The sequence below is a fragment of the Pseudomonas brassicae genome (assembly GCF_010671725.1).
Taxonomy (GTDB): domain Bacteria; phylum Pseudomonadota; class Gammaproteobacteria; order Pseudomonadales; family Pseudomonadaceae; genus Aquipseudomonas; species Aquipseudomonas brassicae.
In genome coordinates this window covers 1-21,465 of record NZ_JAAHBU010000032.1, presented here as the reverse complement: position 1 = coordinate 21,465, position 21,465 = coordinate 1, and the positions used below count along the sequence as shown (strand labels likewise).

Annotated in this window: 15 protein-coding genes and 5 pseudogenes; 7 read left to right on the top strand and 13 right to left on the bottom strand. The window is 64.8% G+C overall.

Going from position 1 to position 21,465, the window contains the following annotated elements; translation table 11 throughout:
* Positions 1 to 999, top strand: a 999-nt coding sequence (locus G3436_RS03260) for a glycosyltransferase family 4 protein (protein WP_163941232.1), incomplete at its 5' end; no start/stop codon positions are given.
* On the opposite strand, the pseudogene G3436_RS03255 reads toward G3436_RS03260, so the two are convergent.
* From G3436_RS03255 to G3436_RS03245, 3 genes and pseudogenes are all read right to left on the bottom strand, one after another.
* Positions 968 to 2,073, bottom strand: a pseudogene (locus G3436_RS03255) (NADH:flavin oxidoreductase). The gene G3436_RS03260 and the pseudogene G3436_RS03255 sit on opposite strands and share 32 nt — an antisense overlap.
* Before the next feature lie 119 nt (positions 2,074 to 2,192).
* Positions 2,193 to 2,675, bottom strand: coding sequence for a glutathione peroxidase (locus G3436_RS03250; RefSeq protein WP_163941229.1), 483 nt, complete (start codon positions 2,673 to 2,675; stop codon positions 2,193 to 2,195).
* A gap of 142 nt (positions 2,676 to 2,817) precedes the next feature.
* A complete protein-coding gene (locus tag G3436_RS03245; protein WP_163941226.1) occupies positions 2,818 to 3,303 on the bottom strand; it encodes an FKBP-type peptidyl-prolyl cis-trans isomerase in 486 nt (161 codons plus the stop codon).
* Between G3436_RS03245 and G3436_RS28720 the strand changes: the two are divergent.
* The 3 genes and pseudogenes from G3436_RS28720 to G3436_RS03235 form a co-directional block, all read left to right on the top strand.
* A pseudogene (locus G3436_RS28720) lies at positions 3,272 to 3,392 on the top strand (DUF3565 domain-containing protein); the annotation flags it as partial. The gene G3436_RS03245 and the pseudogene G3436_RS28720 overlap by 32 nt on opposite strands.
* Before the next feature lie 107 nt (positions 3,393 to 3,499).
* Entirely contained in the window at positions 3,500 to 5,596 is a 2,097-nt protein-coding gene (pta, locus tag G3436_RS03240) for a phosphate acetyltransferase (RefSeq protein WP_163941224.1), read from the top strand.
* A 2-nt stretch (positions 5,597 to 5,598) separates the two neighbouring features.
* Positions 5,599 to 6,492, top strand: coding sequence for an acyltransferase (locus G3436_RS03235; protein ID WP_163941221.1), 894 nt, complete (start codon positions 5,599 to 5,601; stop codon positions 6,490 to 6,492).
* A 104-nt stretch (positions 6,493 to 6,596) separates the two neighbouring features.
* Here the strand turns inward: G3436_RS03235 and G3436_RS03230 are convergent, their stop codons facing one another.
* The 10 genes and pseudogenes from G3436_RS03230 to G3436_RS03185 form a co-directional block, all read right to left on the bottom strand.
* A complete protein-coding gene (locus G3436_RS03230) occupies positions 6,597 to 7,292 on the bottom strand; it encodes a YiaD family glycine zipper/OmpA-like lipoprotein (RefSeq protein ID WP_163941218.1) in 696 nt (231 codons plus the stop codon).
* A gap of 128 nt (positions 7,293 to 7,420) precedes the next feature.
* Positions 7,421 to 7,927: a GNAT family N-acetyltransferase gene (locus G3436_RS03225; protein WP_163941215.1), complete on the bottom strand. Its 507-nt coding sequence runs from the start codon at positions 7,925 to 7,927 to the stop codon at positions 7,421 to 7,423.
* A 118-nt stretch (positions 7,928 to 8,045) separates the two neighbouring features.
* Positions 8,046 to 8,738, bottom strand: a complete 693-nt coding sequence (locus G3436_RS03220; protein ID WP_163941212.1) for a sensor histidine kinase — start codon at positions 8,736 to 8,738, stop codon at positions 8,046 to 8,048.
* A pseudogene (locus tag G3436_RS03215) lies at positions 8,735 to 10,340 on the bottom strand (response regulator). The gene G3436_RS03220 and the pseudogene G3436_RS03215 overlap by 4 nt, the downstream one beginning before the upstream one ends.
* Positions 10,341 to 10,384: 44 nt before the next feature.
* Entirely contained in the window at positions 10,385 to 10,597 is a 213-nt protein-coding gene (locus G3436_RS03210; RefSeq protein WP_163941210.1) for a hypothetical protein, read from the bottom strand.
* Positions 10,598 to 10,605: 8 nt separating this feature from the next.
* A pseudogene (locus G3436_RS03205) lies at positions 10,606 to 13,325 on the bottom strand (winged helix-turn-helix domain-containing protein).
* Positions 13,326 to 13,535: 210 nt separating this feature from the next.
* The gene (locus G3436_RS03200; protein WP_163941207.1) at positions 13,536 to 14,900 is read right to left on the bottom strand and encodes a DUF1329 domain-containing protein; all 1,365 of its coding nucleotides are present in this window, start codon (positions 14,898 to 14,900) and stop codon (positions 13,536 to 13,538) included.
* Between the two features lie 24 nt (positions 14,901 to 14,924).
* Positions 14,925 to 16,805, bottom strand: coding sequence for a DUF1302 domain-containing protein (locus tag G3436_RS03195; protein WP_163941204.1), 1,881 nt, complete (start codon positions 16,803 to 16,805; stop codon positions 14,925 to 14,927).
* 336 nt (positions 16,806 to 17,141) lie between these two features.
* Positions 17,142 to 18,824: a fatty acid--CoA ligase gene (locus tag G3436_RS03190; protein WP_163941202.1), complete on the bottom strand. Its 1,683-nt coding sequence runs from the start codon at positions 18,822 to 18,824 to the stop codon at positions 17,142 to 17,144.
* A 131-nt stretch (positions 18,825 to 18,955) separates the two neighbouring features.
* Complete coding sequence (locus G3436_RS03185) at positions 18,956 to 19,585, bottom strand: LysE family translocator (RefSeq protein WP_163941199.1); 630 nt, start codon at positions 19,583 to 19,585, stop codon at positions 18,956 to 18,958.
* 149 nt (positions 19,586 to 19,734) lie between these two features.
* Here G3436_RS03185 and G3436_RS03180 point away from each other — a divergent pair, with 149 nt between their 5' ends.
* The 3 genes and pseudogenes from G3436_RS03180 to G3436_RS03170 all read left to right on the top strand — a co-directional run.
* Positions 19,735 to 20,310, top strand: a complete 576-nt coding sequence (locus G3436_RS03180) for an NAD(P)H-dependent oxidoreductase (protein WP_163941197.1) — start codon at positions 19,735 to 19,737, stop codon at positions 20,308 to 20,310.
* 11 nt (positions 20,311 to 20,321) lie between these two features.
* A pseudogene (locus G3436_RS03175) lies at positions 20,322 to 20,695 on the top strand (MerR family transcriptional regulator).
* A gap of 27 nt (positions 20,696 to 20,722) precedes the next feature.
* On the top strand, positions 20,723 to 21,465 hold a 743-nt coding region (locus G3436_RS03170; RefSeq protein WP_163941194.1), incomplete at its 3' end, for an NAD(P)-dependent oxidoreductase.

Genomic DNA, 21,465 nt, shown 5'->3' with positions numbered 1-21,465 from the left:
GCTGCAAGGGGGCAGGTGTCGATGCACAAGCTGCTGCGGCGCTGGCGACGCGAGCGCCCGCACGTGCTGTACATCGCCACCGAGGGCCCGCTGGGCCTGAGCGCCCTGCGTGCGGCAAGACGCCTGGGGATCGCCGTGGTCAGCGGCTTTCACACCAACTTCCAGCAGTACTCCAGCCAATACGGCTTTGGCCTGCTCGCGCGCCTGGTTACCGCTTACCTGCGCGGGTTCCACCGTCGCTGCCACAGCACCCTGGTGCCCAGCCTCAGTCAGCGCGTGGAACTGCAACGACGTGGCTTCGAGCGCCTGACACTGCTCGCACGCGGGGTCGACAGCGGGCTGTTCAGCCCGGCCCGGCGCAACCCGGCGCTACGCCAGGCCTGGGGCCTGGGCAGTGACGAGATTGCGCTGTTGCATGTGGGGCGGCTGGCGCCGGAAAAGAACCTCGGCCTGCTCCAGCAGTGCCTGCAGGCGCTGCGCCGAACCTATCCCGGGCGCACCCTGCGCCTGATCATGGTCGGTGACGGCCCGCAACGCACCGTGCTTGAGCAGCAGTTGCCCGACGCGGTGTTCTGCGGCGTGCAGCGGGGTGAGTCATTGGCCGAGCACTACGCCTCGGCGGATATCTTCCTGTTCCCGAGCCTGAGCGAAACCTTTGGCAACGTGGTGCTCGAAGCACTGGCCTCGGGGCTGGGCGTGGTGGCCTACGACGAAGCGGCGGCGGCCCAGCATATTCGCCATGGGCATAGCGGCGCACTGGCAATGCCAGGCGACAGCGAGGCGTTCATCGATGCCGCCAGTTGGCTGCTGGAAGACAGCGAAACCCTGCGCCGGGTGCGCCTTAACGCGCGCCAGCACGCCAGCCGCCAGGGCTGGCCGGCCATCGTCGAGCAGTTCGAAGCGCACCTGCGCAGCGCCTGCGAGGCGGCGGCGCCCCAACCACGCCGCCGCGACCCGGCACTGCAGGTCAAACCAGGTTCGTCAGCGCCGCACGGCTGAAGGGCAGGATCTGCTGCTCGCGCCCTTGACGCACCTTGGTCGCCCATTGCGCATCCACCAGCAGCGCGCGCCCGACCGCCACCAGATCGAACTCCTGGTGCCCCCCAGGCGCTGCAACAGGTGCTCCAGGCTGGCCGGTTGCGCCACCTTGTCGGTGTCGACCATGAACTGCAGGAACTCGCCATCCAGGCCGACACTGCCCACGGTGATGGTCGGTTTGCCGGTAAGCAGGCGCGTCCAGCCGGCCAGGTTGAGGTCGGAGCCTTCGAACTCGGGCTCCCAGAAGCGCCGCGTGGAACAGTGGAAGATGTCTACACCGGCAGCGGCCAGCGGCTGCAGGAACGCCCCCAGCGCCTCGGCGTCGTCGACAAGGCGGGCACTGTAGTCCTGCTGCTTCCACTGCGAGAAACGGAAAATGATCGGGAAGTCCGGCCCCACTGCAGCGCGCACGGCCTGGATCAGCTCGATGGCAAAGCGTGAACGGCCCGCCAGGTCGCCGCCGTACTCGTCGCTGCGCGTGTTGCTGGCGGCCCAGAAGAACTGATCGATCAGGTAGCCGTGGGCACCGTGCAGCTCGACGCCGTCCATGCCGATGGCCTGTGCATCGCGGGCGGCCTGGGCGAAGGCGTCGATGACCTGGCGGATGTCGGCGTGCGTCATGCCGTGTACCACCACCTGGCCGTCCTTGCGTTTTTCGCTCGGGCCATAGCCGGGCACACTGGCATCGGGCTCGCTACCCAGGCGCCGTACACTGCCCACATGCCACAGTTGCGGCACGATCCTGCCCCCCTCGGCGTGCACCGCATCGACCACCTGTTTCCATCCTGCGAGGGCGTCGGCACCATGGAAGCGCGGCACGTTGGGGTAGCCGCTGGCGGCCGGATGGTCGACGGTGGTGCCTTCGCTGATGATCAGACCGACATCGGCGGCGGCACGGCGGCGGTAGTATTCGACCACCTGCGCGTGGGGCACGCCGCCGGGGCAGAAGGTACGGGTCATCGGCGCCATGACCACGCGGGTCGGCAGCTCCAGGGCTCCGAGTTTGAAGGGAGTGAACAGGGCATTGACCGGCATGCGGCGCTCCTTGAGAGGGGTGGCGCCTGAGCATAGGGTGGGATGGCACGTGCCCCCACTACTATTGATATCGGTGATCGTGGTGGATGCTTCGCCGGCAAGGCCGGCGAAGGGGCGCGTCAGGCCAGGGCTTTCTCGATCGCCTGCACCACAGCGGGGTCATCTGGTGCCGTGCGCGGCGAGAACCGCGCCAGTACCCGACCGTCCTTGCCCACCAGGAACTTCTCGAAGTTCCAGGTGATATCCCCCGGGAACTCGGCGCCTTCACCGGCCAGCAAGCGATACAACTGGTGCCGTTCCGGGCCGTTGACCTCCAGCTTACCGCCCAACGGGAAGCTCACACCGTAGTTCTGGCTGCAGAACGCGGCGATTTCCGGCTCGCTGCCCGGCTCTTGCCCGGCAAACTGATTGCAGGGCAACCCGAGCACGCTGAACCCCTGGCCCTTGTACTGCTGATACAGATGTTCCAATGCCGCGTACTGCGGTGTCAGGCCGCACTTGGAGGCCACATTGACCACCAGCACCACCTGGCCCTTGAACGGCGCCAATGGCAGCTGCTGGCCATCGAGGGCCTGCAGCTTCAGCTCGTGAAATGCACTCATGACGAACTCCCCTTTTCCGTTCCCGGCTGGCGCAACAAATTCAGCCCACTAAAAAAGCGCCCGCACAAGCCGTCTGCCTCCAGGGAGAACGTGACGGACTTGCCCGGGCGCCTTGGCGGCTTTCTGAGCTTAGCGCAGAAAATCAGTGCTGATGGCCACCTTCGCCATGCACGTGGCCATGCGCGACTTCTTCTTCGCTGGCATCACGTACCGAGATGACCTTGACCTCGAAGTTCAGGCGCTGGCCAGCCAGTGGGTGATTGCCGTCGACGGTCACGTCGTCGCCGTCCAGGTCGCGGATGGTCACGATCTGCATCTGGCCATCGGGCGCGGAGGCGTGGAACTGCATGCCCACTTCCAGCGTGTCGACGCCTTCGAACATGCTGCGGTTCAGGGTGCTGACCAGCTCGGCCGAGTATTCACCGTAGGCCTCTTCGGGCTCGATGGCAACCTTCAGTTCGGCGCCGGCGTCTCTGCCTTCCAGGGCTTTTTCCAGGCCTGGAATGATGTTGCCTGCACCGTGCAGGTAAACCAGCGGCGCGCCGCCGCTGGAGCTATCGATGACCTCACCAGCGTCGTTGGTCAGGGTATAGTCGATGGAGACAGCCTTGTTGGCGGCGATCAGCATGGGGCGAGACCTTTTGCATTAAGAATGTAGAACGAACAAGTGTAACCAACGCATCGCCCGAAAGCGAACGCAACCCGGACAAACGGAATACACCCGCCGCACCTGCCTTTTACCGTCAGCGGGTGCGCTCAGGGGGTCGATAGCGATACCCTTGGCAATTGATTCTTTTGCAACAGCTCACTTCAGAGAAGCTCGCATGCAGACATTCTTCATCGCGCCGACCGATTTTGGCGTCGGCCTGACGTCCATCAGCCTGGGCCTGGTGCGCACCCTGGAGCGCGCCGGCTTGAAGGTCGGCTTTTTCAAGCCGATCGCCCAGCCACACCCGGGCGACACCGGCCCGGAACGCTCCACCGAACTGGTCGCCCGCACCCACGGCCTCAAGCCACCGCAGCCGCTGAGCCTGACGCACGTCGAGCGCATGCTCGGTGACGGCCAGCTGGACGAACTGCTCGAAGAAATCATCACCCTCTACCAGCAGGCGTGCATCGGCAAGGACGTGCTGGTGGTCGAAGGCATGGTGCCGACGCGCCACGCCAGCTACGCGGCACGGGTCAACCTGCACCTGGCCAAGAGCCTGGATGCCGAAGTCATCCTGGTGTCGGCGCCGGAAAACGACGTGCTGGCCGAGCTGTCCGGCCGGGTCGAACTGCAGGCACAACTGTTCGGTGGCCCGCGCGACCCGAAAGTGCTCGGGGTGATCCTCAACAAGGTGCGCAGCGACGAACCGATGGATGCCTTTGCCAGCCGCCTGCAGGAGCATTCGCCCCTGCTGCGCAGCGGCGAGTTCCGCCTGCTCGGCTGCATCCCGTTCCAGGCCGGGCTCAACGACCCGCGCACCCGCGATGTGGCCGACCTGCTGGGGGCCCAGGTGCTCAACGCCGGCGACTACGAAACCCGGCGCATGAACAAGATCATCCTCTGTGCACGCACCGTGGCCAACACCGTGCCGCTGCTCAAGCCGGGCACGCTGGTGGTGACCCCGGGCGACCGCGACGACATCATCCTCGCGGTGAGCCTGGCGGCGATCAACGGCGTACCCCTGGCCGGCCTGCTGCTGACCAGCGACAGCAAGCCCGACCCACGCATCCTCGAACTGTGCCAGGGCGCCCTGCTTGCCGGCCTGCCGGTGCTGTCGGTGAGCACCGGCTCGTACGACACCGCCAACCAGTTGAACCAGTTGAACAAGGAAATCCCGGTGGACGACCGCGAGCGTGCGGAAATCATCACCGACTTCGTCGCCAGCCACCTGGATGCCGACTGGCTCAACCTGCGCTGCGGTACCCCGCGCGAAATGCGCCTGTCGCCGGCGGTATTCCGCTACCAGTTGATCCAGCGCGCGCAGCAGGCCAACAAGCGTATCGTGCTGCCCGAGGGCGCCGAGCCGATGACCGTGCAGGCCGCAGCCATCTGCCAGGCGCGCGGCATTGCCCGCTGCGTACTGCTGGCCAAGCCCGAAGACGTCCAGGCGGTGGCCCGTGCCCAGGGCATCAGCCTGCCCGACGGCCTGGAGATCCTCGACCCGGACCTGATCCGCGAGCGTTACGTCGAGCCGATGGTCAGCCTGCGCAAGAGCAAGAGCCTGAACGCACCGATGGCCGAGCAGCAACTCGAAGACCCCGTGGTGATCGGCACCATGATGCTGGCACTGGACGAGGTCGACGGCCTGGTCTCGGGCCTGGTGCACTCCACCGCCAACACCATCCGCCCGGCCTTGCAACTGATCAAGACGGCGCCGGGCTGCAGCCTGGTGTCGTCGGTGTTCTTCATGCTGTTCCCCGAGCAGGTACTGGTGTACGGCGACTGCGTGATGAACCCGCACCCCAGCGCCGGCGAACTGGCCGAGATTGCGCTGCAGAGCGCCGATTCGGCGCAGGCCTTCGGCATCACCCCGCGGGTGGCGATGATCAGTTACTCCAGCGGCGACTCGGCCAGCGGCGAAGAGGTAGAGAAAGTCCGCGAAGCCACCCTGCTGGCCCAGCAAACCCAGCGTGGCCTGCAGATCGACGGCCCGCTGCAATACGACGCCGCCGCCAACCAGGACATCGCCCGCCAGCTGGCGCCCAACAGCCCGGTGGCCGGCCGGGCCACGGTGTTCGTGTTCCCTGACCTGAACACCGGCAACACCACGCACAAGGCGGTGCAGCGCAGCGCCGACTGCGTGAGCCTGGGGCCGATGCTGCAGGGCCTGCGCAAGCCGGTCAATGACCTGCCGCGCGGCGCCCAGGTCGACGATATCGTCTACACCATTGCCCTGACCGCGATTCAGGCCAACCGCTCGATGGATGACTGACCATGCTCGCCTGTTTGCCCGCGCCCCTGCGCGGGGTGATTACCGCGCTGCTGCTGGCGCTGAACACGATTGCCTGCTGCACGCCGCTGTTCATCGTCAGCCTGTTCAAGCTGTGCCTGCCGTTCGCGGCGGCGCAGCGCGTGACCGACGCACTCATGCGCCATATCCATGAGGCCTGGATCAGCAACAACAAAGGCTGGATGAACCTGCTTGGCAGCACCCACTGGCAGGTCGCCGGGCTGGCCGGGCTGGACTACCAGCACAGCTACCTGGTGACCAGCAATCACCAGAGCTGGGTGGACATCCTGGTGCTGCAATATGTGCTCAACCGACGTATTCGGCCGTTGAAATTCTTCCTCAAGCAAGGGCTGATCTGGGTGCCGGTGATCGGCCTGGCGTGGTGGGCGCTGGGCTTTCCGTTCATGAAGCGCTACTCCAAGGCGTACCTGGCCAAGTACCCCGAGAAACGCGGCAAGGACCTGGAGACCACCCGGCGTACCTGTGCAAAATTTCGCGGCAAGCCCACGGCGATCTTCAACTTCGCCGAAGGCACGCGCTTTACCCCGGCCAAGCATGCCGAGCAGGGCTCACCGTTTCGTCACCTGCTCAAGCCCAAGGCCGGCGGCATTGCGTTCGTGCTGGATGCGATGGGCGAGCAACTGGAGTCGATCGTCAACGTGACGATTCACTACCCGCAAGGCAGCCCGGGGTTCTGGGACCTGCTGTGCGGGCGGGTGACGAAGATCGTGGTGCAGTTGGAGGCGCTGGCGATTCCCGAGGAGTTCCTGGGGCGCAGCTATGACCAGGACGAGGCGTACCGGCTGGCGTTCCAGCAGTGGATCAACCGGTTGTGGGAAGACAAGGACAAGCTGCTGGAGCGGATGCATCAGCAGTAAGAACGGGGCTGCCCTGGCAGCCCTTGGCTGGCAAGCCAGCTCCCACAGGGTTTGGTGAACACTGCAAAACCTTGTGGGGCTGGCTTGCCAGCGAAGCGTTTGTATTACTGGTACTGCTGGCCAGGAATCGGCTTGAGGTTCACTTCGACACGACGGTTCTGCGCCCGACCATTGGCATCGGCATTGCTCGCGATCGGCTGGTCCGGGCCCAGGCCACGTGCACTCACCCGCGAGCCGTCCACACCTTGCGAGGTCAGGTAGGTGACCACCGCCTGCGCACGACGCTGGGACAGGTCCATGTTGTGCTGGCGGCTACCGGTACTGTCAGTGAAACCCACCACCTCGATGGTGTTCTGGTTGTACTGCTTGAACGAGTTGGCCAGGTTGTTCAGCGGCGAGTAGAAGCTGGGCGCGATGTTCGCCGAATCGGTGGCGAAGGTGATGTTGCCCGGCATGATCAGCTTGATCTGATCGCCCTCACGCTGCACTTCTACCCCGGTATTGGCCATGCTTTCACGCAGCGCCGCTTCCTGCCTGTCGGCGTAATAGCCATAACCCGCTGCCGCCGCGCCTACTGCGGCCGCACCGATCAGTGCGCCCTTGCCACGGTTGTTGTGGTTGATGGCCGCACCGGCGACCGCACCGGCCAGCGCACCCAGGCCGCCGTACTTGGCGGTTTTGCTCATCCCGGTGGAACCTTGCTGCGTCTGCCCCTGATTGTCATAGGGGTTCTGGCCGGCACAACCGGTCAGCACGGCAGCCGCAGTGGCGACGATAATCAAACGACGCATGGTGAACATGGACAAGCTCCTACAGAATTCGTATGTGCAGCGGACCGTTTACGGTGCCCTGCCAGGCTTGGAACGCAGCCGCCGCGAATAATTCCCTCCCTACCACTGTAGTCCATCACGTGGCACACCCGATCGAGTCAGTGCAGCACCGCCCGTGTAATACGATAGGTCAGCAACTGCGGCTCATCATCCAGCTCGATCGCCTGCACCGGCCGCGGCAGGTTGTCGAGCACGCTGCGCCAGAAGGCCTGTGACGTTTCATCCTGGTCATAGAAGCGCACCAGCCAGTCATGCTCCGCGCTCATCAATACCTGGGTCGCCAGCGCGCCGCCGATGCCCTTGCGCCGGTAGCGTTTGAGGATGAACAGATCGGCCAGCTCCAGTGCCTCGATACCGGCCAGCTCGCTGCGCTCGACCAGCAGGAAACCGGCGATGTAGCCATCGACCAGGATCAGGTTGGCGCTCCACTGCGGTTCTTGCCAGTAGCGGGCCAGGTGCTCGTCGTGGATGTAGAAACGGCCATCGGCTTCCACATCTTCCTGCTCCCAATCCGAAGACTCGTAGGCGTAGAACTGGTAGAGGTTGCGGATCAGCTCGATGTGCTCGGGGCCGGTTTGGATCAGTTCGACGGTGAGTTCGCTCATGGGGTGCACTTGGACGTTTGGGTAAAAAAAGAGCGCGCAGTCAGCCACGTTTTGCCGTGCAACTCAACTCATTCGCCTTGAGCCTGCGGTGCAACAGCCCTGCCGAGCGGAGCCCGGTTCAGGGCAGGTACAAGCGAAACAGGCCGCCACCCAGCGCACCACCATTGGCGATCTCGATGCGCCCGCGGATACCATCGCGCTCATGCAGCGCGGCAATCCGCTCGGCAAAGTACAGCCCCAGGCCGGTGCTGCCGGTATGCAGGTTGATGCCCTGCACGTAGTCGGCCTGACGGTCGATCATCACTTGTGGATAACCCGGGCCGTCGTCGTTGACGCTCAGCACCAGTTGCTCGCCCTGCTCGGTCACCGTGATCAGCAAGGCATGCCCGGCATAGCGGATGGCATTGTTGATGACGTTGGAGATCACCGAGCCGACCAGTTCACGGTCGAAGAAGCCCAGCGGACTGAACGCATCCACCTCGTAGCGCGCGATGATCTCGCGGCTGTCGATGATCGGCTGGTTGGACGCCAGCAGGCCGCCGATGAAATCATCCAGGTCATGGTAGTCGGGGCACATCGGTAATTGGTTCACGCCGAGCTTGTACAGCCCCAGCAGCTGCACCAGCATGCCATTGAGGTGGGCGAACTCATGCTCCACCACCGCCTGCTCGGGGGCCTGCGCCTGGGCTGCCGGCAAACGCGCCAGCCATTGGCTGTGTGCCTGCATCAGCAACGCCAGGGAGTTCTTCATGTCGTGCACGGTGGAGGCGATCACCGTGGAAAAGTCCAGCCCCGGCTCGCGCTCGCTCATGATCCCACCGCCCGGATACGCAGTTTTCGGTAGCGCTCGTAGCGCGGGTCGTGTTGGGCATGCCCGCCACCTTGGCCAGGCACGCGCGGCACTCTTCCAGTGCCGCGCTGGTGGGGTTTTCGCCCGCCACGCGCAACAGCGCCTGGGCCGTGTTCAAGGCGATGCTGATGTTCTTGGGCTGCAGCGCCAGCCCGCGGCGGAACTGCTCCAGCGCTTCGGCCACCTGGCCGGCCTGGTAGCTGCGCACGCCCAGGCGGTTGAGGTCCACCGCTTCGTTGCCGGCACCCAGGATGGTCGGGTCGTCGGTCAGCTTGGCGACGCTCTGCATCACCGCCGCATCGTCGCCGTAGACTTCGACGCAGTTCTTCAGGATTGTGGCACCGGCCGCCTCCTGGCCCAGCTGCTGCAACTGCGCAGCCACCGCCAGGGCGGTTTCGGCAGAGAAGAACTGGTCCATGTTTTCCAGGCGCGCGATAGCCGCCTCGGTGAGTTTGGCCGCCGTTTCGGCATCGCCGGCCTGGGCCAGGCCCGTGGCTTTGATCAGGCGTGCGCGCACCTGCAGACCCTGGTCGTCGGTGTATTCCTTGGCCACGTCGCCCAGCACCTGGTTGAGCTCCACCCGGGTACGTGCATCCAGGCCGTTGCCGGCATTCTTCTGGATCAGCGCCTGGGCCAGCCCAAGGTTGCTTTCAGGGTCTTTGAAGCGTGAGTTCTGGCCCTGGCTGACCGCCTGGCGGTAGGCCCGCGACGACGTATCGAAGTCGGCATTGCCCAGCGCCAGCTTGCCCAGTTGCATCTGCCGACGCACCGCCAGGGGCGACAGGCGCACCGCCTCTTCGAGCACCGACTGCGCACGGCGATTTTCACCGCCCGCGGCAAGTACTTCGGCCAGGCCGTCATACAGCCCGGGCATCATCGAAAAGGCCTTGATCGCCTGCTCGTAGATTTCCTTGGCCTGGGCCGCCTGGCGCGCTTGAACAGCAACTTGCCCAGCGCCGAATAGGCCCAGGGGGTGGGCCGGTTGGCCAGGATCGCCTTGAGAAACCGCTCCAGTTCTTCATGCCGATTGAGCGCGCCCAGGGCGTCGGCGCGGTAACGCAGGCACAACGGCGCAAAGCGCGGATCCTGCTTGCACAGGTTGTCGCAGGCCAGCAGCACTTCGGCCGGACGACCACGGTCCAGTGCCTGCAGGATCGGCTTGAGCAGGGTCTTGCGCTGCACCAGCTTGTCCAGGCGCTGGGTCAGGCCCAGGCGGTTGAACGGCTTGGTCAGGTAGGCATCCGGCTCGTGCTCCAGGGCACTGAGCACCACCGCCTGGCTGCTCTCGGCCGTCACCATGACGAAGATCGCTTCGTGGCTGATCAGCTTGTCGAGCATCAGGTCTTCGAGCACCTGCTGGCCGTTCTTCTTGCCGTCGCCCATGTGGAAGTCGTGCAGGATGAAGTCGTAGCGCTTTTGCCCGCACATGCGGATGGCGGTTTCACCGCTCTCGGCGGTGTCCACGTCGCGGATCCCCATCTCGCGCAGCATCGAACGCACAGAGGTACGAAAGTCGGTGAAATCATCGACGATCAGAAAGCTTTTTTGGCTGTACACCAACATCCACAAAACCTGACTTGAGAGAAAGAAGAGAGGCGCAGAGACGCCTACAAGGACAGGCTCGGCTTCAGGACGCATTGCGGCGCGACGATAATAGCCAGCGCGCCTTGCTTGGCAAGCAACTTCACCGGTTGCAGACCACCTGAAAGGCTATCGGCAGCACGTGGGCTTTGCTTGAGGCACGTGGCCCCTTCGACGAAGGGCAGCACGCGCAAGCACAGGATAACAAATGATGGCGCAATGCCATAACCCGACACCATCTGCCCTGCTACAACAGCCCCAGCGCCTTGGCTCGCGCCACCGCCTGGGTACGCCGCTCGACCCCCAGTTTGCTGTTGATATGGCTGGCATGGGTCTTGACCGTGTGCAGCGAGATAAACAACTGCTCGCTGATCTGCTGGTTCGAACATCCCTGTGCAATCAGCTGGAGCACCGACATTTCGCGGGCACTCAGTGCCTCGGTGCCGGTTGCCGGCATGCCGGGTACCTCGGGCACCGGCAGCAGTTCAAGCAGGCGCGCCTGCACCGGCCCTGCCGCCTGCCCAAGCAACTGCTCACGCATCCAGCCCGCATGCTCGCCCAGCAGGTGCTGAAATGGCTGCAGCACACCGCCCTGCGCAGCGTCCAGGCTGTGCACCAGCACCTGGCGGGCAGCACCTGTATCGCCGCCGGCCAGTAGCAGGCCCAGATGCTGGCACAACGCATTCACGCTGAGCAGGTGACCGCCGTTGGTACGCCCGCGCGCGGCCAGGGCCTGCAGCCGTTCGGCTGCCTGTGCCGTGCGCCCCTGGGCCTGCTCCAGCAGCGCCTGCTGCAGTTCGATATGCAATGGCAGCAACGGATGAAACTCCGGGGCCGCGGCCGCGCGTTCGCCGCCGTAGGTCTGGCCCAGACGCAGCAGCCACGACTCGGCCAGGTCCATGCGCCCCTGGGCCAGCCACAGCTCGCATTTGACCAGGGTAATCATCGCCAGGTAGAACACCGGCGGCACATCCCAGATATGCATCAGCCGCTCGGCCTCGGCCAGTTCGCCAAAGGCCTCGGTAAAGCGCCCCTCGCGGCCGTCCAGGCTGGCCAGCGCACAATGCCCGATCAGCACACTGATATCGCGGCACGCCCGTGCCTCGATCAGCCCGGCACGCAGCGCTGACGCCCTGCGTGGGGCTGCAGGCGCGTGACCAGCAGATAACCCTCGTACAGGGTCAGGCGTGCCCGCACGGCGTACAACCGCTGGGCCGACAACCCTTGCAGGCGCTGCAAGCCCTGGCGCACCTCTTCCATGGCACGCAACACCTCGCCTCGGGCATGCAGCACCCGCGCGCGATCGTAGTGGGTCAGCGCTTCGAACAGTGGATTGCCGACCCGACGTGCCAGCTCCAGGGCTTCGCGGTTCCAACCGCGCGCATGCCAGAAGTCGCCCTCGGCAATGGCCAGGTTGGACAGCGTCGACAGGCACATCAGGCGTTGACCATAGCGTTTCTTGGGCAGGCTGCGCAGCGCCTGCTGACAGTAGGAGCGTGTCTGCAGCCGGTCGCCGCGCCCGCGCGCAATGATCCCGCTCAAGGCCAGCCACTGCGCCAACATCGACTTTTGCGCCGTGGCCGAGGGGGCCGGCAGGAATCGGCTCAGGTGGCTGACCAGCTCTTCGGCGGCATCCAGCTGGCAGGCCAGGCCCAACGCCCAGCTATACAGCACGATCAGGCGTGGCGTGCTGATCAGCAGGCTGTCGGGCAGGTCCATCTTCCAGCGCAGCAGCATGCCGACGTTCTGTTCGGCCAGCAGTTGCTCTTCGGAAAGGTTCTGTACCAGGTTGGCCGCCACGTCCAGGTGGCCGGCACGCAGAGCCTGCTCCACTGCCTCATCGAGCAGGCCCTGCGCATGAAACCAGCGGCAGGCGCGCAGGTGCAGGCTGGCCAGTGGCTGGCTGGCCTGGCGCGTACGCAGCAGGTCGGAAAACAGATGATGGTAGCGGAACCAGTGGCCATGCTCGTCCAGCGGCACCAGGAAAACCTGGTGCGATTGCAGGTAACGCAGGATCTCGGCGCTGTCGTGGTGCTCGCGCAGCGCGTCGCACAGTTGCGCGCAAAAACGCTCCTGGCAGGCGGTATCGTAGAGAAACGCCTGGACCTCAGCGGGCAGGCAGTCGATCACCTCTTCCAGCAAGTAGTCGCGGATCAGCCCTTCGCCGCCATGCAGGGCTTGCGGCAAGGCGTTGTCGCCGCCGGCCTCGGCGCTGGCCAGCAGCCAGAAACGCAAGCCGGCAACCCAGCCGTCGCTGCGCTGGATCAGGTTGTCCAGGGCCTGGCCGCGCAGGGCCGTCGGGTGCTGGCCGAGCACGGCGAGGGACTCTTCAGGGCTCAGGCGCAGGTCCTGCTCGCTGAGTTCGAGCAGCTGCTGCGACAACCGCAGGCGCGCCAGGTGCCAGTCCGGGCGCTGGCGGCTGGTGACCAGCAGCACCAGCCCCGGTGGCAGGTGATTGAGGAAGAACTGCAGGCATCGGTCGAGTACCGGGCCCTGGGCCAGGTGATAGTCGTCGAGCACCAGCAGCAGCGGGTTCTGCGCTTGCAGGTGCTGGGCCAGTTCGTCGAGCAGGCTGTCGAGCCATTCTTCGAAGGCGAAGGGCTGGTGGCGCTGGCGCATCTTGAGCAGGCCCAGGGCCTGGCCGCCAAGCGCCGGGCAGAGCTGCTGCAGGCCTTCGAGCAGGCGTTCGAGGAAGCGCCCCGGATCGCTGTCACGCTGGCTCAACCCCAGCCACAGGCTGCCCCCAATGGCTGGGCAGGGCCTGGCAGAACTCCACCGCCAGCGAGCTCTTGCCAAACCCGGCGGCGCCGACATCAGCAACAGGCGCCCACCCAGCCCGGCCTGCAGGCGCTGGCACAAACGCGGGCGCGGCACATGCCCCTCAGGCAGTGGCGGGCGGAAAAAACGGCCCTCCACAGCGCTCATGGCCTGGCTGGCGAACCCTTGCATACGCGACAGATCAGTCATGGCCGGCTCGTTTTGGTGGGAAGGTCTGCGGCAGAACGGACCCGCCGAGACTAGCGCTTTAAACGGCACATTTGAAGATGATTGACGCACAGACGGGAAAAAAGACTACAACAAAAAGCGTCCGGCGCATGCCCGGCGCGCGCGTCTGCACACACAAAAACGCCCCGGCAAGCCGGGGCGTCGTGCGGTCACACACAGGACGCGGCTAATTCAGCGCACACCCTCCTGACGCAGCGCCGCGGGTTGGAAGTCGCTCTTGCTGGCGGTGAAGCCGAAGTCATAGGCGCGTTTCTCTTCGTTCTTCATGCCCAGCGCAAGGTAGCGGCCTGATTGCAGGTCGTAGATGGTTTCCAGGGTGTACCACGGCACCTGCACGTTGTAGTAGTCCTGGGAATGCGCCTCGGACACCCGCCACAGCTGGCCGCGGCCGTCGTACTGGTCGATCACCGCCGCCTGCCAGGTGTCTTCGTCGATGTAGAAGTCACGCTTGGCATAGATATGGCGCTGGCCCGGCTTGAGCGTGGCAACCACGTGCCATACCCGGCGCAGCTCGTAGCGGGTCAGGTCCTGGTTGATATGCCCGGCCTTGAGGATGTCGGCATACTTGAGGGTCGGCGAATCGAGCTTGTAGCTGTTGGCGGCAATGTACAGCTCCTTCTTGCCTTCCAGCTTCCAGTCGTAGCGGTCAGGTGCACCGTTGAACATGTCCAGGTTGTCGGAGGTGCGCAGGCCATCGGCCGCAGTACCCGGGCCGTCATACGACACCTGCGGGGCCTGGCGCACCCGGCGCTGCCCGGCGTTGTACACCCACGCCTTGCGCGGCTCCTTGACCTGGTCGAGGGTCTCGTGCACCAGCAGTACGGTGCCGGCCAGGCGCGCGGGCGCCGTCACCTTCTGCTTGAAGTAGAACAGTACGTTGCCAGGGTTGGCCGGGTCGTAGTCCTTCATGCGGTCGCGGAACACGAACTGGTCCTGGAAGTACACCAGGCTGTAGCTGCCGTTGGCCTGCGGCGTGGCCTGGGTTACCAGGCGCGTGACACTGCCCCCGCGGTAGCGAGTGATGTGGTTCCAGATCACTTCGACACCGCTGGCCGGAATCGGGAACGGAATGGCCGTCTCGAAGTTCTCCAGGCCGTTGCCACCGGCCACCAGGTTGGTCTTGGTCGCGTTGTTGCGGATAGCCGCGAACACCGCATCCGGCACCGTGGAGCCGCGATGGGTCGGATACACCGGAATCTTGAAGGTATCGGGGTAGCGCTTGAACATCGCCAGCTGGCCCGGCGACAGCTTGTCCTTGTACTGCTCGGCATTCTGCGCGGTGATGGTGAACGAGGGTTTTTCGCTACCGTACGGATCGGCCAGGAAACCCTTGGCGTCGACCGCACCGGCCGTGGTGCTCAGTGGCTTCCAGGCGGTGATCGAGCCATCGGCGTTGCCGGCCTTTTCCGCGCCCATGGGGGTCAGGGTGGTGCCCAGTTTGGCAGCCTCGGTGGCGGACACCGCCGCCATCACGCCGGTTGCCAGCAACGACAGGCCCAGCACGCCGATTTGCAACAGACTCTTGGTGGTTTTCATGCTCTTGTCTTCCCGAATCAGTGCTTAGAAGTTCACGCCGAAGCTGAGGGCGATGAAGTCGCGGTCATCCACGGTGGTGTACTTGCCATCGAAGAAGTTGGTGTACGAAAGGCTCGTGGTGTAGGTGTTCTGATACTCGGCGTCCAGGCCCAGGCTGATCGCCTTGCGCCCTTCCTCGAAGTTGCCGCCCGGGCCCGGCGAGTAGCCCGACACGTCGTGGGACCAGGCCACGCTCGGCTTGAGGTTGACCCCGGCGAACACGTCGTTGTAGTCCCAGATGGCGCGGGCACGGTAGCCCCACGAGGTGCTGGTGGTGTAGCCGTCCTTTTCGCACTTGCGGTTGAGGTTGGCGCTTGAAGCACCGGCGCCTGCACCGCCGATGGTGCCGGCGTTGAGAATGTCGCTGCAGGTATTGAGGCCGAAGGTGCTGGGCAGCGGGCCAGGGCCGTACACCGGGTCGCGGCCGTAACGCAGCTTGTCGGCGCTTTCCAGGCCGCCCACGTGGGTCACGCCCACCTCACCCACCAGGGTCATGCGGCTGGCCCCCATCACCTGGTCGAAGAAGTGCGTCAGGGTGGTCTGGAACTGGGTGATTTCCTTGCGGCGGTAGCCGTGCAGGTCGGTATCGGCCTGCCCCTTGAGCAACGAGGCATTGCCAAACGCGCCGCCCAGCTGGGTGACGCCGGCGTACAGGATGTCGGTGGTGTTGAGTTGCACCGGCGCATTCGGCCGGTAGCTGATTTCGCCGCTCCAGGCGGTGCCGGTAGGCAGCGTGGTGGAGAAGCTCAGGCCGTACAGGCGAATGTCTTCGGGGTACTCGACGAAGTACTTGGAGTTGCCGGCAACGATGGCCGCACCGGTTCGGGGATCGACCAGGCCGGCGATCGCGTAAGCCTGCGAAGACGCGCCGGTGGCGCTGAAGATCGGCGCACGGCTGTGGTAGTTCATGGCGTAGACACCGAACTCGGTGTTCAGCGGCTCGAACATGTACCGGAACGCCACGCCGAACTGGCCGCTGTCCCGCGCATCGCGGTCAGGGCCGCGGGCCACACGGATGCCCTCTTCATTGACGTCGACACCAAAGGCGCCCAGGCCCGCAATCTGTGCCGGGCTCAGGGTACGGCTGCTGGAGAGCACACGCAGGTTGTCGGTGCAGCCGTCAGCGATGATGTCGGGCTGGGAGAAGAAGGTGCCGCAGTTGTCGACGACGGTCTGGTCCCATTCCAACTGGTAGAACGCTTCGGCCGACAGGTTGTCGGTCAGGCTTTGCGAGAGGTAGAACATGTTGACCGGGATCAGGCCTTCCTTGATCTCGGCCCCCGGGCGACGGAACGCGGCCACGTCGATCGGGTTGATGGCGTTGATGCCGCCACCGATGAAGGTGCTTTCACCCCAGCTCACCACCTGCTTGCCGAAACGCACCGAACCCGGCTGATCGGCAATCGAGTAGTTGTGGTAGACGAAGGCGTCGAGAATCTGCGCGCCGGAGGACTTGGCGCCCTCTTTGCGGTTGGTGTCGCTGATGTCCTTGTACTCGCGGTGTTCATCCTTGAGTTCGAAGTCGTACCAGTACTTGCCGCGCACGAACACGCCGGTATCACCGTACTTGAGTTCGAGGTCGTGGATACCCTTGAAGATCTTCGAGAAAGTCTCGCCGCGCTTGAAGTTCAGGTGGCCGTCATCGGAGGTTTGCGACAGGCCCTTGCCCCCATTGTTCACGCCGATCAGGTCGCGGTTCGGACTGGCTGTCGACCAACTGGCCCCCACCGACAGCGACGAGTCGAACTGGCCTTCGATTTCACCGATATTGAAACTGACGCCGAATGCAGGGCCGGCGAGCGTAGAAGCGAGGCTGACGGCCAATGGCAGTTTAGCCCGGCGCCAGAACAGATTTACTGATGTCATCGACGCTACTCCATGTACTTTATTTTTATGGCAGTGAGTCCTTTTAAGAAACGCATCGAACGACCGACGTGAACACGCCTGCTGGTCGCCAGAGTTGGCAGTGCGCAGTCAATTGCGCGGCCCCCGTCCCTAAAAATCCCCTGACCCGACTATAGCCAGCAGGTACCCGTGCTTGATCCCTCTAAAGTGTGATTTGCACGTTCGTACCGCACCCGGCATGGTGGCGAACTGATCGAAGCGCGGGCAGCGGCAAGGATGGCTCAATTTTGCCATTTGACAAGGTGTGCGAGTGTCTGGCGTGCGGGTCGCGCCCCGGAGGACGCGCCCCGTCAGGCGTCACAGGGTAGACAGAAATGTGCTGTTACTTTGTTGCCACTGGCTGATATCGACGCGGATACGCTTCTTGTCGAGCTTGCCGACGCTGGTCTTGGGAATTTCAGTAACAAGGGCGATCTGGCTGGGGATCGCCCACTTGTTGATCAGGCCCAGCTCCACGAACGGCTTGAGGTGCTCCTTCAGTTCCCGCGCATCGATGGCCGCCCCTTCGCGCACTACCAGCAAGGCGAACGGCCGCTCGCCCCACTGCGGATCGGCCACGCCCACCACCGCCACTTCGCGGATGGACGGGTGACGGCTGATCAGGTCTTCGAGCTCCAGCGACGAGACCCACTCGCCGCCGGTCTTGATCACATCCTTGATGCGATCGCGAATATCCACCACGCCCATGCTGTCGAGGGTGGCGACATCACCGGTGTGCAACCAGCCACCCTGCCACAGCTCGGCGCCCTTCTCGGGCTCGCGCAAATAGCCCATGCTCAGCCACGGCGCACGCAGCACCAGCTCGCCCTGGGTTTCACCGTCGGCGGGGAGGAAGCGACCCTCGGCATCGACCACCGCCGCCTCCACCAGCGGCACCGGCACCCCGGCCTTGATGCGGTAGGTGATGCACTCGTCGTCGCTGCCGGCCAGCAGCTCTTCGTTGAGGTGGGCACAAGCCACCAGCGGGCAGGTCTCGGACATGCCGTAGGCGGCGGTCAGCTGAATGCCGCGGGCCTTGGCCGCCTCGTACAGGGCACGGTTGAGCGCGCTGCCGCCGATGATGATCTTCCAGCCACCGAAGTCCTGCTGCTGCGCGCCCTTGGCGTTGAGCAGCATCTGCAGGATGGTCGGCACGCAGTGCGAGAAGGTGACCTTCTCCTTGCGCCACAGCTCGCACAGCATGTCCGGTTCGTAGCGCCCCGGGTACACCTGCTTGAGCCCGAGCATGGTCGCCACATAGGGAATGCCCCACGCATGCACGTGGAACATCGGCGTGATCGGCATGTACACGTCATCGGTGCCCAGCAGGCGAATGCTGTCGATGCTGCCGGTGACCGTGGCCACGCCCAGGGTGTGCAGCACCAGCTGGCGGTGGGTGAAATACACCCCCTTGGGGTTGCCGGTGGTGCCGGTGGTGTAGAAGGTGGTGGCCACCGAGTTCTCGTCGAAATCGGGAAAGTCATAGGTGGTGCCGGCACCCGCCAGCAATTGCTCGTACTCGCCCACCAGGTTCGGCAGCGCGGCGGTCTTGTCGGCACCATCGGTCAGCAGCAGGGTCTTCTGAACCGTGCTCAGTTGCGGCGCAATCGCCTGGTACAGGCCGATGAAGTCGCTGTTGACCAGCACGAAGCGGTCGTCGGCGTGGTTCATGGTGTAGAGGATCTGCTCCGGCGACAGGCGCACGTTGATGGTGTGCACCACCGCGCCGATCATCGGGATGGCGAACATGCATTCGAGGTAGCGATGGCTGTCCCAGTCCATCACTGCCACGGTATCACCCGCCTTGACCCCAGCCTCGGTCAGCACGTTGGCCAACCGCGCGATGCGCTCGTTGAGGGTCAGGTAGTTGTAGCGCAACTGGTCGCGGTACACGATCTCGCGGGTTTTCTCGTAGCGGCTGCCCGACATCAACAGGCGCTTGATCAGCAGCGGGTATTCGTAGGCGCCCTCAGCGGGGGCAATAATGCGAGTCTGCAACATGGGAGTCCCTTTTCTCGAGTGCGCTTGCATAACGCTTCAGCACTTACTCTAGAACGGGATTGTGACGCTCAAATCAGCCAAAGGAATGATTTGCGCGCCACAAGCATGAGCGGCCAGTGGCCATCATCGAATCAGTGCATCTCGGTGAAGGCGATCTTGATGCCCAGCGCCACCAGCACCGCGCCCATGCCGCGATCGAACCAGTGGCCCAGGCGTGCAAAACCCGAGCGCACGCGAGCATGGCTGAACAACCTGGCCACCAGGCAGAACCACAGGCCGGTCGCCAGCGCGAGGTACACACCGTAGCCGGCCTGTACCAGCAGCGGCGTATGCGGGTTGATCACCACGGTGAACAGCGACAGGAAGAACAGCGTTGCCTTGGGGTTCAGGCCGTTGGTCATGAAGCCGGCGACAAACGCGGCACGCGGGGTACGTTCGACCGTCGAGACCTGGATGTTGTCGCTGCCGGGCGCCGCCGGGCGGGCACGCAGGGCCTTGATGCCGATGTACACCAGGTAGGCGGCCGCCAACCACTTGAGCACATTGAACAGCATGATCGACTGCGACACGATCAGGCCGATGCCCAGCAGCGAGTAGCCCACGTGCAGGAAGATCGCGCTACCCACACCGAATGCCGTCCAGGTGCCGGCGCGGCGGCCGTGGCTGACGCTTTCGCGCACCACCACCGCGAAGTCCGGCCCGGGGCTGGCCACCGCCAGCAGGTGGATCAAGGCGACGGTGAGAAATTCTGCCCAGTACATGGGGTGACGCTCCTGGCAAATCGTTGGGGGGGCGTACCTTACCCACTGCGCCGCCGGTGCGACAGATACAGTTGCCGGCAAAGCGGGTTTGACTCTCCCCCAGGGGGCAGACGCTAGCCTGCACGCTTTGCCCCGCGGGAGCGTAGCCGATGCAAAAGCGTGTACTGGTGATCCTGGGTCATCCGAGTGAGGAAAGCTTCTGTGGTGCACTGAGCACCGAGTATGTCGAGGCCGCCCGCAGCGTCGGCCACCACGTGCGCGTGCTGGCGCTGGGCGCCTTGACGTTCGACCCGCTGCTGCGCCACGGCTACCGTGAGCCGCAGCCGCTGGAGGCCGACCTGCTCCAGGCCCAGGCGCACCTGCTGTGGGCCCAGCACCTGGTGCTGGTGTTTCCCATCTGGTGGGGCGGCGTGCCCGCGCTGCTCAAGGGCTTTCTCGAGCGTATCCTGCTGCCGGGTTTCGCCTTCAGGTATCAGGGCGGCTCGCCGTTCCCGCAGAAACTGCTGCACGGGCGCACCGCCGATCTGCTGGTGAGCATGGACACGCCACCCTGGTACTACCGCTGGGTGTACGCCATGCCCGGCCTGCACCAGATGCGCCGCACCACACTGGCGTTCTGTGGCATCACCCCGAAAAAGACGTTAACGTTCGGGCCGATTCTCGGCTCCACGCCGGCCCGGCGCGATACCTGGCTGCGCAAGGTCCGAGCCCTGGCCATGCGCTGAAAAGGACCGTCATGTACATCGGCAAAGCCGCCCAGCTGTCGGGCGCGACCATCAAGTGCATCCGCCATTACGAAACCATCGGCCTGCTGCCGCCGCCCCGGCGTGAAGGCCGCTACCGCGTGTATGACCAGCGCAGCGTCGAACTGCTGGCGCTGATCAAATGCGCGCAGAAGCTCGGCTTTACGCTCAGGGAGATGCAGGCTCTAATGCAAGGCCAGGCATTGCCACCACGCGAGCGCCTGCGCCAGGCCATCGCGGCCAAGCAGCGCAGTTGCAGGCACGCATCGACAGCCTGCGAGCGCAGTACGACGGGCTGCGCGAATTCGAGGCCAGCCTGGAGCAACTGCCCGATGACTGCTATGCGCTGTACCCGATGGCCCGCTAACCCCTTCCCGACTCAGGAGCCTGCACCATGACGTTGCACCGCGCTGTCTTTCTCGACCACAGTTCCCTGGACCTGGGTGACCTTGACCTGAGCAGCCTGCGCGGCTGCTTCGACGACCTGCAACTGTACCCGGCCACCGCGCCGCACGAGGTTCTCGAGCGCCTGCAAGGCGTCAGCGTGGTGATCAGCAACAAGGTGCAGCTCGATGCCGCCACCCTGGCCGCCTGCCCCGCACTGAAACTGATCCTGGTCGCAGCCACCGGTACCAACAACGTCGACCTGCAGGCTGCCCGCGCCCAGGGCATCGTGGTCAGCAACTGCCAGGGCTACGGCACGCCCTCGGTGGCCCAGCACACCCTGGCGCTGCTGCTGGCGCTGGCCACGCGCCTGCCCGACTACCAGCAGGCGGTGGCCGAGGGCAAATGGGCCCAGGCCAAGCAGTTCTGCCTGCTTGACTTCCCCATCGTGGAACTGGAAGGCAAGACCCTCGGCCTGCTTGGCCACGGCGAACTGGGCGGCGCAGTGGCGCGCCTGGCCGAAGCCTTCGGCATGCGCGTGCTGGCAGGTCAATTGCCGGGGCGCCCGGCGCGCGACGACCGCCTGAGCCTGGACGAGCTGCTGCCGCAAGTGGATGCACTGACCCTGCACTGCCCGCTCAACGACAGCACTCGGCACATGCTCGGCGCCGCCGAACTGGCCCTGCTCAAGCCAGGCGCGTTCGTCGTCAATACCGCCCGCGGCGGGCTGCATCGACGAGTCAGGCGCTGGCC